The following is an 11,569-nucleotide window of genomic DNA, read 5'->3' as shown; positions in this document are numbered from 1 at the left end:
GCCGGTGCAGCCGTGGGGAGCGGGAGGAGCGCGGGCGCGGGCAGCCGCGACGGAGCACCCTCCGCACGTTCGAACGTCCGCACCACCCGGCGCACGCCTTCGCACTCGGCCGCGCACTCCTCGCACCCCGCCAGATGCCGGGTCAGGGCCGCCGGCAGCGGGCGTCCCAGCAGCAGGAGTTCGGTCGCCTGCGAACGGACCGCCTGGCACAGGGCACTCATGGGGCCAGCCATCCGTTCTCCTCCAGGATGCTCCGTAGCGCGCGGACACCGTAATACAGCCTGCTGCGCATGGTGGCCGCCGGGATGCCGAGCTCGGCGGCGAGGTCCGCGCAGGTCCGGCCGAGGAAGTAGACCTCCACGACGGCCTGCCGCTGCTCGTCGGAGAGCCGCAGCAGCGCCTCGTCCAGCTCGATGCGGGTGAGCAGGTGGTCGAAGACGTCGGTGCGGACCGGCTCCGGCTCCTGCTGCTCCCGGCGGTCGGCGCGGTCGCGCACGGACCGGCGGCGGACGGCGTCGACCACCGCGTTGCGGGCGATGGCGAAGAGCCAGGTGCGCAGCGTCGCGCGGGCCGCGTCGAAGCCGTCGGCCGCGCGCCAGGCGCGGATGAAGGTCTCCTGGACCACGTCCTCGGCGAGCTGGTGGTCGCCCAGCGCGTTGAGCGCGAAGCCGTACAGCTCGCCGCCGTACCGGTGGTAGGCGATCCGTACGTCCGCCTCCCCGGCCAGCGTCTCCTCGGCCGGTGCGTCCGCGACCGGTGGCTTCGCGCCGGGCGCGTCGGCCGTCCCGCGGCGGCGCACGCGCCGGAGCAGCCCGCCCACTACCGGCTCCGCCCCGGAAGTCCCGCCCACCGCACACGCATGCGCCCGTCCTCCTCCAACGCCGAGAGCCGATCATCTGTGATCACCGTCGAGAGGGATACGTGGCACGGGACGGTGGCGTTGAAGCCCAGCCGGAAAAATTCAGGAATCCTCGACCAGGACGACGTGCTTGAGGTACCGGCTCCCGAGGCCGATGAGCAGCGTGGCCTTGCCGCGGTCCAGGCGCACTTCGATACGGCCGTGCCGGTGCGCGTCGGTGGAGAGGTTCAGCAGGTCCGAGGCGCAGCCGACGCTGAGGAAGTGCAGCCGGGAGAGGTCCACGACCAGATGGCCGTCGTGCGCCGAGCGCTTGAACGCGTCGCGCAGCGCCGAGGTCCACTCGATCCGGGTGGCCATGTCGGCCTCACCGATCAGCCGGACGGAGCCCGCCGCGTGCAGCGCACGCAGCGCACCCGGCCCGTCGAGCAGGTCGTGCGGATGGGCCGCGTGCATGGCGTCGAGCACCGCGGGCTCGAAGACGCTCGTGTCGTACGCGCAGACCTCGCTGTAGGAGCGGGCGGCGAAGAGCGGCGCCGCGCTCTCCTCGCGGGCCATCACCTCCTCGACGTCCGCGCCGAGATCGGCGATCCAGCGCATGTCGATGTACGTGCGCAGCCCGGCACAGCGCTTCGCGAGCGCCCCGGCGATCTCCTCCTGGATGCGTTGCCGCAGGCGGGCGGGGGTGAAGCGGCCGTCGGGGTGGAGCAGCATGCGCATGCCGGTGATCACCAACTGGCCGCGGGCGCAGACGTGGTCGAGCGAGGGGCCGTGTTCCTCCAGCCGTTCTTGCACCGTGTCGCGGTCGGCCTGCGGCGGTGCGCAGATGATGACCTTCTCGCCGCGCGCCAGCCCCGTCCACGCGTACGCGGCCACCAGGTCCCACCTGGTCCGCTCCGTGTACCGGCAGAACGCGTGGTCCCCGGGCCGCAGTCGCTGCACGGGCAGCGTGCCGCGCCGCATCGCCTCCCCGGCCATCGTCCGCCGCCTCCCGACCGCACCACCGTCCGGACTGTGCCGTACGCCGACCGCAGCAGAACGTAGACGACGGCATGTGCTCCGCGCCGAGTCGGGCACCAACTGCACGACTGTGCAAGAAAACCGCTTACCCGGGTCCTCCATCAGAACGATCCGGTGCTGAACCCGAATGAGAGTGGTCAGTTCTGGTCCACCGCCCCGCGGCATTGACCGGGACTCTCCAGCCCCTTACGTTCACCCTCCGGCGCGCGGCACGGAACGCGCGCCCTCGGCTTTCCGAAGGAGGCCCAGGTGTCGGTCACCATCTGTTCCCTGCTGTGGGACGCGAAGCGGCACGGCGCACGCACGCAGAAGATCTCCTACGACTCCGACGGCTACCACCTCGTCCGTTTCCCCTACGGCGCGTCGGACGAGAGCTACGACCCGTGGCGGATGCACGACCCGGCCAACGGCGGCGGCAACCCCTCGGCCTTCCCCGACGCCCGCTCCGGACTGATATGGCCCAGCCACGACGGCTGGGGCGTGCTCTCCGCGATGGTCTTCTGGTCCGCCGACTCGCGTCCCAACGAGTACCGCGCCCGCTTCGTCCGCGACCCGCTGAACAGCGCCGGCGGCTATGACTCCACGGCCACGACGGACACCTGGAAGACCGGCGGCGGCCAGTACAAGACGTACATGTGGCAGATCTTCGTGCACCCCGGCACCCCGATCGGCCTGAAGATCTCCGCCCGCGGCAGCGGCGACACGAAGGTGCCCGTGCCGATCACGCACGCCCAGTTCAAGCTGGCCATCCATACGGACGTGAAGCGGCCCTGAGAGCCGGCGGGAGCCGGCCGGGTGGAGCAGGTGAACAGCAGGAGTACGCTGAAATCACTCCCGTGAGAGAGAGGCGGTGAGGCGGCCATGGACACCGGTATCACCATCGCCGTCATCCTCGCGATGATCGTCCTGGGGGCGTTGCTGATCCACCGCCTGAACGATCAGCAGACCGGCCGGATCGCGGCACACCCGCACGGCCACCGCCTGCACTGGCACCGGGCCTCGGAGGGCCACCGGGTCCTGCCGCGGCACCGGGGGCTGCCGGGTCACCGGGGCCGCCACGGCTCCGCCGAGCCGCCGCCCCCTGGCTCGCATTCGTAGCTCCCCGGATCGCATCCGTGGTTCCGCAGGGTCAGTCCGCCGCAGGGCGGGCTGCCCCGATCGGTGGCGGGGTGCCGACGGTGCGGCCGAAGTAGTCGGTACTGCCCGGGGCGGTGTCGAAGCGTTTGCGCAGGTCCAGGCCCTTGCCCTGCAAGGCGTCGCAGTCGGGGACGAGCAGCCGGGCGTCGGCGGCGGAGCGGACGTCCGGCAGTGTGCCGCCGGTGAAGCAGGGCCTGGCGGTCAGGCCGGTGGGGCGGTCGCCGGCGGTCTCCTGGGAGGTCGCGGCGCGCCAGTCGGGCAGGGCGTAGTAGGCGAGGCCCGCCCAGCTCACCTTCCACTTGCCTTGCGGGGCGCGGTAGTTGTTGCCCTGCAGGACGACATCGCGGGGGTCGAGGCCGGGCTCTGCGGCGACCAGCGGGGAGCCGTCGGTGACCAGGAGGTTGTTGCGTACGGTCACGCCCGTCTCGCCGCGCTCCAGTTGCAGCGCGGGGCCGATGCCGTTCGGGGAGGCCGTCATGACCACGGTGTTCTGGTAGATCGCCAGCTTCCGGATGTCCGTGCCGTGCACGGCTACACCGCCGTGGCTGGGCAGCTTGCGCCCGTCGTTGTTACTGATGTTGTAGCGGATCGTGTTGTCGGTGTGGGCGCCGTTCACATGGCGTGAGTAGGCGTAGAAGCCGGGGCCGTCGTTGTGGAACGACAGGTTGTACTGGATCGTCGCGTCCGAGACGCTGGAGTCCAGCCCGAAGCCGGAGCCGTCGACGCGGGATCCCGTGTGGTTGCGGTAGGCGGTGTTGTGTTCGAGCAGCACTTCGGTGGCGTCGTAGGCCCAGATGCCCGCCGGGCCTGCGGGCGCCTCGGCTCCCGCGCGCTTCCCGTTGTCGTGGGCGCTGGAATGCCGCACCGTGGCGTCGCGTACACCGCCGAGGATGATGCCGTTGCCGGTGTGGCGGTCGTTGGCCGTGGGGTCGCCGGGATTCCGGTACGCCCGGACGTCTGTGATGTCGACGTTCTGGTGCGCGTAGCCCGGGTCACGGGGGTCGAAGGTGGGGCCGTAGGTCAGCAGCCCGGCGTCCTTGTTGGCGTGCAGCCGTGCCTTGCGGATCGTCACGTCCTTGAAGCCGGTCCGGCCGGCCCCGCCGCCGACCGCGATACCCACCTGGAAGCGGGAGACATCGATGCCGGAGACGGTGACATGGTCCAGCTTCCTCCCGTTTCGGAGGTCGCTGTAGAGGTCGATGCCGGTGTCGCGGGTGTAGGCGGTGCCCTTCCCGATGAGGGTGAGGTTGCGGATGTCCACCCCGGCGGTGTTGTGCACGGAGACGGCGGGGCTGCCGGTGGCCTTGATGGTCGCCCGGCCCCGGCCGTACGACCCGATCACCACGGGCCGGCTCGCGTCCCCCGCTTCGCCGCGTTTGAGGGTGATGGTCCCGGAGAACCGGGCGCCGCCCTTGAGCAGCAGCCGGTCGCCGGGGTGGAGTGCCACGCGTTCGGCCCGCGCGAGGGTGCGCCAGGCCGTGCCCGGTGACGACCCCTTGTCGCGGTCGTCACCGCGCGGGCTGACGTAGTACGTGTGGGACGTCGGCGGCGGCGAGTAGTGCGGCGTTCCGGAGCAGCCGCTGGCGGCGATCACCAGGATCGCGGCGGTGAGGGCGCCCGGTGCGTAGCGTGCGGGGGCGCTGTGCGCGGCTGTCCGGCGCATCGTACTCATGCCTCCACGGACTCCTGGGGCGCCCGGTGGGACGCTCCGTCCAGCGGTGGCGGGCAACGCCCGGCGAACCAGGCGACCGTATGCCGCAGGCCCTCCTCGATGGGGATCACCGGAGCCCAGCGGAGCTCCTCGCGAGCCCGGGTGATCACCGGGCACCGGCGGGCCGGATCGTCGACCGGCAGCGGGCGGTGCTCGATGCGGGAGGACGAGCCGGTGAGGGAGAGCACGAGCTCCGCGAGCTGGCGGACGGTGCGCTCGCTGGGATTGCCCAGGTTCACCGGGCCGCTGAGGGCACTGTCCAGCATCGCCACGATGCCGCGGACGAGATCGTCGACGTAGCAGAAGCTGCGGGTCTGGCTGCCGTCGCCGTAAATGGTCAGCGGGTGGCCCGCCAGCGCCTGGCGGACGAAGGTGGACACCACGCGGCCGTCGTGCGGCCGCATCCGCGGACCGTAGGTGTTGAAGATCCGTACGATCCCGACGTCCACGCCGAGACTGCGCCGGTATGCCATCGACAGCGCCTCCGCATACCGTTTGGCCTCGTCGTACACGCTGCGCGGGCCGACCGGATTGACGTTGCCCCAGTAGTCCTCGGGCTGCGGGTGGACCACGGGGTCGCCGTACGCCTCGCTGGTGGAGGCCAGGACGAAGCGGGCGCCGTGCCGCTGGGCCAGCCGCAGCGCGTTCTCCGTCCCCCGGCTGCCGACGGACAGGGTCTCCAGCGGCAGCCGGTGATAGTCCGGAGGCGAGGCGGGGCTCGCGAGGTGGGCCACGGCGTCCACTCGTCCGCGCACGTCGAACGCGGCTGTCACGTCGGCGCGGCCGAGCCGGAAGCGGGGGTCCGCGATCAGATGGGCGACGTTCGCCGGCTTGCCGGTGGAGAAGTTGTCCAGGCACCACACCGTGTCTCCCCTGCGGAGCAGGGCTTCGCACAGGTGCGAGCCGAGGAATCCGCCACCGCCGGTCACCACGACCTTCATGAGATGCCCTCCATGAATGGCGCCGGGGCGACGGCGGGTGCCGGCGCGTCCGGCGCGGCCGGGCCGGACCGCGGGCGGCCGAGCGCGTGCAGTGTCCAGCCGGCCGAGGACCAGGGTTCCGCGTCGAGGCTGTTGCGGGCGTCCAGGATGAGCGGGTCGCGCACCACGGCGGCGAGCGCCGCGGGATCGACCTTCCGGTATTCGGGCCAGGGCGTGAGATGCAGGACCAGGTCCGCGTCCTCGCAGGCCAGGGGGATGTACGGCGCGTACGTCAGGTCGGGGTGGACGGCGCGCGCGTTGTCGAGGGCTGCCGGGTCGTGCACGCGCACGGTCGCGCCTTGCCGCTGGACGGCCGCCGCGACGGCGAGCGCCGGCGAGTCCCGCACATCGTCGCTGCCCGGCTTGAAGGCCGCACCGAGGACGGCGATCCGCCGCCCGGTCAGCGATCCGCCGAGGAGCTGCCGTGCCCGGTCGACGGTGCGCCGCCGCTGCCGGGTGTTGATCCGGTCCACCTCGTGCAGGAACGCCACCGCCTCGCCGGCGCCCAGCTCCTCCGCGCGGGCCGCGAAGGCCCGGATGTCCTTGGGGAAGCAGCTGCCGCCGAAGCCGAGCCCCGGCTCCAGGAAGCGGTCGCCGATCCGGGTGTCCGCGCCGATGGCCCGGGCGAGCACCGCGGCGTCGGCGTCCGCGGCGTCGCACACCTCCGCCATCGCGTTGATGAAGGAAATCTTCGTGGCGAGGAAGGAGTTCGCCGCCACCTTGACCAGCTCGGCGGTGGCCGGGTCGGTACTGAAGAACGGCACGCCCGCCCGCAGCATGGGCCCGTAGATCTCCCGAAGGACGGCGTCGGCGCGCCGGGAGGAGACGCCCACGACGAGCCGCTCGGGGCGCATGGTGTCGCCGACCGCGCAGCCCTCGCGCAGGAATTCGGGGTTCCAGGCGATCTCGGCGTCCGAGCCGGTCGCGGCCAGCCGCCTGCCGAGCCGGGCCGCGGTGCCGACCGGCACGGTGGACTTGCCCACGATCAGGCTGCCCGGGCACAGATGCGGCGCCAGGCCGTCCACGACCGCGTCGACGTACCGCAGGTCGGCGGCCTCACCGTCGGCGCGCTGCGGGGTACCGACACACACGAAGTGCGTCCCGGCGAACGCGGCGCCTGCCGCGAGAGAGGTGGAAAAGCGCAGCCGGCCGGAGTCGACGGCACGGGCGAGCAGCTCGTCCAGGCCCGCTTCGCGGATGGGCGCGCGGCCCGAGGACAGGGCGGCGATCCGTTCGGCGTCGATGTCGATGCCGAGGACCTCGTGGCCGATGTCGGCCATGCACGCGGCGTGCACCGTTCCGACGTATCCGGTGCCGATGACGGTCATTCTCATGGTGTTGCTCCTTGGTACGCCCGCGGCTGTGCCCGGCCGGCGTAGCCGTGGGGGTTGTGCTGCTGGAATCGCCAGGCGTCCTGGCACATGTCGGCAAGATCCCGGGTGGCGCGCCAGCCCCAGGCGCGTGCCACCGCGGTCGGGTCGGCGACGAGTTCGGTGACATCGCCGGGGCGGCGGGCCACGACCTGGTAGGGGATGGGGCTGCCGCAGGCGGCCTCGAACGCGGCGATGACGTCGAGGACCGACCGGCCGGCGCCCACACCCAGGTTGAACACCTGCATACCGGGGCCGTCGGCGAGGTGCTCCAGCGCGACGCGATGTGCCTCGGCGGTGTCCATGACGTGGAGGTAGTCGCGGATCGCGGTGCCGTCCGGGGTGTCGTAGTCGGCGCCGAACACACGGAGCCGGTCGCGTCGGCCGATGGCCACCTGCGCCACGTACGGCATCAGGTTGTCCGGAGTCCCGCGGGGGTCCTCGCCGAGCAGTCCGCTCGGGTGGGCGCCGACCGGGTTGAAGTACCGCAGCGAGAGCACGGTGAATTCCGGACGGCGGCGGCACACGTCGGCGAGGATCTGCTCGCAGGCCCACTTGGAGGCCGCGTACGGGTTCGTGGGCCGGGCCGGGGTGGCTTCGTCGAGCGGCGCGCGCCCGGCGTCACCGTAGATCGAGCAGGACGAGGAGAACACCAGCCGGTGCACCCCGTGCTCCTGCATCGCCCACAGCAGGCCGGTCGTCCCGCCGACGTTGGTGTCGTAGTACTCGACGGGCAGCCGCGTCGACTCGCCCACGGCCTTTCGGGCGGCGAAGTGCACGACGGCGTCGACGGGGTGGCGGGCGAAGACGGCCGAGAGAGCGCGGCGGTCCCGGATGTCCAGGTCGTGGACGGCCCCGATCCGGCGGCCGGCGATCCGTTCCACTCGGGCGAAGACATGCGGTGTGCTGTTGGAGAAGTCGTCGACCACGATCAGTTCGTAGCCGTGGCGGAGCAGTTCGACGCAGGTGTGACTGCCGATGAAGCCGGCTCCGCCGGTGAGGAGGATCGTTCTCGGTTGTCTCATGGCCCGGTTCCTTCGGGTGAGCTCACCGGCTCAGGACGGCGAGGGCGTAGGCGGGGAAGAATGTGAGGGCCGTGGCGAGCGGCAGCGTCGTCAGCAGGCCGAGGGCCAGGGGCAGCCGGGCGGTCGGCAGCGCGGAGACGAACCGCGTGCCCGCCGCCCGGGCCGCTTCCCGGACATGGAGTACGGGGACGGCCACGGTGACCGCGGCGTAGGCCGTGGCGGCGAGGATGCAGAGGAAGACATAGCCGGCCGAGGGACTGGTCAGCTCGCCCAGCAAGGCTGTCCCGGAAAGGGCCATGGACAGTGCGGCGAACGGGACGATCAGCCGGGCGAGCAGCGGCCGCGGCCCGCCGGTGTCCTTGGGGGTGACCTTGAACGTCACCGGCCGGGGACGCAGCTTCTGCCGGACGGCGCCGCCGACGCCCCAGATGACGAACGGCCAGCGGGCGAGCGAGAACAGCCAGGTCTCCCAGCTGATGAGCGGGGCGGTACGGGGGCGCAGCAGCCCCCACCGGCGCATCAGATACAAGGTCAGCAGCAGCCACACGGGCATGCACCAGAAATGGAGCAGGAAGTCGAAGTAGTTGACGTTCATCCAGGGCAGGCCGGTGAGCACCGCGACCGGCGGGAGCGTGAGCCCGGCGACCATCATCAGGCCGAGCAGCGGGTAGTACGACAGCGCGTAGGCGAAGCGCATCCGCAGCAGGGCGGGCAGCCGGCCCAGGTGGCGCGGCACGAGCCCCAGCAGCATGGTCGTGAGGCTCCGGGACCACTGGTACTCCTGCGTGGCCATGTCGGCGAAGGACAGCGGTCCGTCCCCGTGCGCCTCGGCATCGATGGCGAAGGCACCGTGCCAGCCCGCCGAGTTGAGCAGGAAGGTGGTCGAGAAGTCCTCGGCGAGTTCGGGGCCGAGGCCGCCGATCTCCCGCAGCGCCCGGGTCCGTACGGCGTAGTGCGAACCGATGCACATGGGGGCGAGGCCGTCGCTGTGGCCGAGCTGGAAGGCGCCGTGCAGGACGGCCTCGCGGTGGGACCGCCCCCGGGCGGCCCAGGAGACCGCGTCGTTGGCGTCGCACATGCTGGGCGCCGCGACATAGCCGATGGCGGGGTCGCCGAACGGGCGGACCATCCGGGCGAGATAGGCCGGGGCCGGCACATGGTCGCAGTCGAGTTGTGCGACGACGGCGTACCGCCGGTAGCCCCAGTGGTCGTAGAAGTAGGCGAGGTTGCCTTCCTTACAGCGGGTCCGGCGCGGCCAGTCGGCCCGGTGGTACGGGGTCACGCCGCGCCGGCAGGACACCTGCACGCCGTGTCGCCGGCACCAGTGCTCGATCTCTTCGGTGGGGTCCTCGTCGCAGAGCCACACGTCGTACGCGTACGGAAACGTCTGGGCCAGCATCGCTTCGAGCGTCCGCCGGGCGGTGGGCCAGGGCTCCGACGGGGCGCGGGTCACGACGAAGGCGACCGGCAGCCGGGGGATCGGCAGGGCCGGATCGACCCGGCGCATGCGGATGGCGATGCACAGGAAGTAGCTGGGCAGAGCGGTGAAGTAGAGCAGGAGGGCGCTGTTGACGATCAGCCCGGCCCAGCCGACCCGGTGCTCCGGTTGCAGCCACCACAGCCAGAACCAGGTGAAGGCCGCCGCCCAGGTCGCGGCGAGCGCGATGACGGCCGCCCGGTCACGCCGGGGGAGGGCGGGCACGAAAGTCGTCGGCCGGACCGTACGCATCGGGTACGGACGCCCGAAGAGCGGGCCGCCGGTGGTCACCCGGGCGACATTGCCGTCCGAGATCGACATGAGGTGGCGCTCCAGCCGGGAGACATCCGCCGGCATCGAATCACTGTGCGTCACGAGAGGACGCTCCTGAGTGAGAAAGCCTGTACACTCACGACGTATGTTTACGTCGTATATGTACGACTTTGAGCCCATTACTCCCTAAGGTCAAGGGGTGGCCTGGAGGCAGCCATGGAGAACGAGACGCAGGGTGGCGAGGGCCGGCGCGCCGGCGACCGGGGGCGCTACGGGCGGCTGACCAGGGAACGTGTACTGGTCACAGCGCTGGAGGTGGTCGACCGCGACGGGCTGTCCGGCCTGAGCATGCGCAAGCTCGGCGCGGAACTGGGCGTGGAGGCGATGGCCCTGTACCGGTACGCGCCGAGCAAGAGCGATCTGCTGGACGGGCTGGTGGAGGCGTTCTGCGGGGAGCTGGAGCAGGTACTGGGGGAGGATCCCGAAGCGGCCGGGGCGCAGGCGGCGGACTGGCGGCGGGGGCTGCACCGCATCGCGCTCACCACCTACCGGGTCGGGCTGCGGCACCCCCATGTGGTGCCGCTGCTCGCCACCCGCCTGCTGTCCACCCCGCTCGCCCGGCGGCCCCCGGCCGTGCTGCGCAGCGACGAGCGCGTGCTGTCGCTGCTGCACGCCGCCGGCATGAACGACCGCCGCACGGTGTCCGTCCACCGCGCTTTCACGGCGTGGCTGCTCGGGTACCTCATCGTCGAGCTCCGGGCCATGGACGACGAGCCCGCCGAACCGGATCCGGCCTTCCGGCTCGGCCTGCACCGTATGCCGGCCCAGGAACTCCCCCGGCTGCGGGCGATCGCTCTCGCCCTCGCCGAACGCGGCGGCCCGGAACAGCTGGCCGCCGGTCTCGACGCACTGCTCGACCGCTTCGACTAGGTGCTGCGGAAGCCGTGCGGTCCGCGTCAGTCGCCAAGTGCGGTACGCGTCAGTCGACCAGGGTGAGCACCGGGCCGAGGCCGTCCGGGCGGTCGGTGGCCGGGAGGTGGTCGACGGGGAGGTAGCCGCAGCCGAGTGCCTGCGCGCCGCCGTCCGCGCGCCGGTCGTCGCCGACCATCAGGACGTCCTGCGGGGGAAGTCCCAGCTCGCGGCAGGCCAGTTCGAAGATCCGCGGGTCCGGCTTCTGGATGCCGTGCTCGAAGGACAGGACGTACGTGCTGATCAGCGGGTCCAGGCCGTGTGCGCGCAGTACCGGGCGCAGGTCCCAGCCGATGTTGCTCACCACGCCGGTCGCCACGCCGCGGTCGCGCAGCGCGCCCAGTACCCCGGCGGCGTCCGGGTACGGCGCCCAGGCGGCCGGTGACTTGTGGCGGACGTACAGCGCGTCGTACAACTCCTCGGCAGGGAGCGGTACTTGGCGGGCCAGTGCGGTGTACAGCTCGCGGTGGTGCTCGGCCGTGCGGTCCCGGACCCGCCACAGCTCCTCCAGGCCGGCGGGCAGCCGCTCGGGCGAGGAGCCGCCGGGCAGCGCGCCGGCACGGTCCAACTCCCGTACCGCGTGGTCGAACTCGTCCTCGTTCATGGTGGCCCCGGTCGCGTCGAGCGCCGCGCGCAGCCAGGTGGCGACCGGCTCGATCCGCAGCAGCGTCCCGGAGAAGTCGAAGAGCACGCCCTTGTACGCCATGGTCACCATCCTGTCCTGTACGGCGGTCCGGGCCAAGGGCATCCG

Annotated in this window: 12 protein-coding genes; 3 read left to right on the top strand and 9 right to left on the bottom strand. The window is 71.9% G+C overall.

Annotated features, from left to right (window positions below; translation table 11 throughout):
• From CCS38_RS32875 to CCS38_RS32865, 3 genes are all read right to left on the bottom strand, one after another.
• Positions 1 to 233: hypothetical protein (locus CCS38_RS32875; RefSeq protein WP_223736979.1), on the bottom strand; the 233-nt coding region annotated here is incomplete at its 3' end.
• A complete protein-coding gene (locus CCS38_RS32870; protein ID WP_223736978.1) occupies positions 218 to 820 on the bottom strand; it encodes a sigma-70 family RNA polymerase sigma factor in 603 nt (200 codons plus the stop codon). The genes CCS38_RS32875 and CCS38_RS32870, both read right to left, overlap by 16 nt.
• Before the next feature lie 141 nt (positions 821 to 961).
• Positions 962 to 1,834: an MEDS domain-containing protein gene (locus CCS38_RS32865; RefSeq protein ID WP_223736977.1), complete on the bottom strand. Its 873-nt coding sequence runs from the start codon at positions 1,832 to 1,834 to the stop codon at positions 962 to 964.
• Between the two features lie 291 nt (positions 1,835 to 2,125).
• On the opposite strand from CCS38_RS32865, the gene CCS38_RS32860 reads away from it, so the two are divergent.
• Together CCS38_RS32860 and CCS38_RS32855 are read left to right on the top strand one after the other, a co-directional pair.
• The gene (locus CCS38_RS32860; RefSeq protein ID WP_223736976.1) at positions 2,126 to 2,650 is read left to right on the top strand and encodes a hypothetical protein; all 525 of its coding nucleotides are present in this window, start codon (positions 2,126 to 2,128) and stop codon (positions 2,648 to 2,650) included.
• Between the two features lie 87 nt (positions 2,651 to 2,737).
• The gene (locus CCS38_RS32855) at positions 2,738 to 2,974 is read left to right on the top strand and encodes a hypothetical protein (protein WP_223736975.1); all 237 of its coding nucleotides are present in this window, start codon (positions 2,738 to 2,740) and stop codon (positions 2,972 to 2,974) included.
• A gap of 31 nt (positions 2,975 to 3,005) precedes the next feature.
• Here the strand turns inward: CCS38_RS32855 and CCS38_RS32850 are convergent, their stop codons facing one another.
• The 5 genes from CCS38_RS32850 to CCS38_RS32830 are packed head-to-tail and all read right to left on the bottom strand — an operon-like array spanning position 3,006 to position 9,933.
• Positions 3,006 to 4,685, bottom strand: coding sequence for a right-handed parallel beta-helix repeat-containing protein (locus CCS38_RS32850; protein ID WP_223736974.1), 1,680 nt, complete (start codon positions 4,683 to 4,685; stop codon positions 3,006 to 3,008).
• On the bottom strand, positions 4,682 to 5,665 hold the full coding sequence (locus CCS38_RS32845) for a UDP-glucuronic acid decarboxylase family protein (protein WP_223736973.1): 984 nt from the start codon (positions 5,663 to 5,665) through the stop codon (positions 4,682 to 4,684). The genes CCS38_RS32850 and CCS38_RS32845 overlap by 4 nt, the downstream gene beginning before the upstream one ends.
• Complete coding sequence (locus CCS38_RS32840) at positions 5,662 to 7,038, bottom strand: UDP-glucose dehydrogenase family protein (RefSeq protein ID WP_223736972.1); 1,377 nt, start codon at positions 7,036 to 7,038, stop codon at positions 5,662 to 5,664. The genes CCS38_RS32845 and CCS38_RS32840 overlap by 4 nt, the downstream gene beginning before the upstream one ends.
• Positions 7,035 to 8,099: a UDP-glucose 4-epimerase GalE gene (galE, locus tag CCS38_RS32835; RefSeq protein WP_223736971.1), complete on the bottom strand. Its 1,065-nt coding sequence runs from the start codon at positions 8,097 to 8,099 to the stop codon at positions 7,035 to 7,037. Before galE ends, CCS38_RS32840 begins: the two co-directional genes overlap by 4 nt.
• Positions 8,100 to 8,121: 22 nt before the next feature.
• Positions 8,122 to 9,933, bottom strand: a complete 1,812-nt coding sequence (locus CCS38_RS32830) for a glycosyltransferase family 2 protein (RefSeq protein ID WP_223736981.1) — start codon at positions 9,931 to 9,933, stop codon at positions 8,122 to 8,124.
• Positions 9,934 to 10,065: 132 nt separating this feature from the next.
• Here CCS38_RS32830 and CCS38_RS32825 point away from each other — a divergent pair, with 132 nt between their 5' ends.
• Positions 10,066 to 10,779, top strand: coding sequence for a TetR/AcrR family transcriptional regulator (locus CCS38_RS32825; RefSeq protein WP_223736970.1), 714 nt, complete (start codon positions 10,066 to 10,068; stop codon positions 10,777 to 10,779).
• A 49-nt stretch (positions 10,780 to 10,828) separates the two neighbouring features.
• Here the strand turns inward: CCS38_RS32825 and CCS38_RS32820 are convergent, their stop codons facing one another.
• Positions 10,829 to 11,524 (bottom strand): HAD family hydrolase, encoded by a 696-nt coding sequence (locus tag CCS38_RS32820; RefSeq protein ID WP_223736980.1) that lies wholly within the window; start codon positions 11,522 to 11,524, stop codon positions 10,829 to 10,831.
• Positions 11,525 to 11,569 lie beyond the last annotated feature (45 nt).

The sequence above is a fragment of the Streptomyces purpurogeneiscleroticus genome (assembly GCF_020024005.1).
Classification (GTDB): domain Bacteria; phylum Actinomycetota; class Actinomycetes; order Streptomycetales; family Streptomycetaceae; genus Streptomyces; species Streptomyces purpurogeneiscleroticus.
Note: the sequence above shows the minus strand (reverse complement) of the source record. Positions and strands in the feature narration are given on the sequence as shown.

Excerpts from the sequence above, each read along its gene's own strand:
- CCS38_RS32865 (WP_223736977.1), bottom strand. The coding sequence starts at position 1,834 with ATGGCCGGGGAGGCGATGCGGCGCGGCACGCTGCCCGTGCAGCGACTG.
- CCS38_RS32855 (WP_223736975.1), top strand. The coding sequence starts at position 2,738 with ATGGACACCGGTATCACCATCGCCGTCATCCTCGCGATGATCGTCCTG.
- CCS38_RS32850 (WP_223736974.1), bottom strand. The coding sequence starts at position 4,685 with ATGAGTACGATGCGCCGGACAGCCGCGCACAGCGCCCCCGCACGCTAC.
- CCS38_RS32845 (WP_223736973.1), bottom strand. The coding sequence starts at position 5,665 with ATGAAGGTCGTGGTGACCGGCGGTGGCGGATTCCTCGGCTCGCACCTG.
- CCS38_RS32840 (WP_223736972.1), bottom strand. The coding sequence starts at position 7,038 with ATGAGAATGACCGTCATCGGCACCGGATACGTCGGAACGGTGCACGCC.
- galE (WP_223736971.1), bottom strand. The coding sequence starts at position 8,099 with ATGAGACAACCGAGAACGATCCTCCTCACCGGCGGAGCCGGCTTCATC.
- CCS38_RS32830 (WP_223736981.1), bottom strand. The coding sequence starts at position 9,933 with ATGCCGGCGGATGTCTCCCGGCTGGAGCGCCACCTCATGTCGATCTCG.
- CCS38_RS32825 (WP_223736970.1), top strand. The coding sequence starts at position 10,066 with ATGGAGAACGAGACGCAGGGTGGCGAGGGCCGGCGCGCCGGCGACCGG.
- CCS38_RS32820 (WP_223736980.1), bottom strand. The coding sequence starts at position 11,524 with ATGGCGTACAAGGGCGTGCTCTTCGACTTCTCCGGGACGCTGCTGCGG.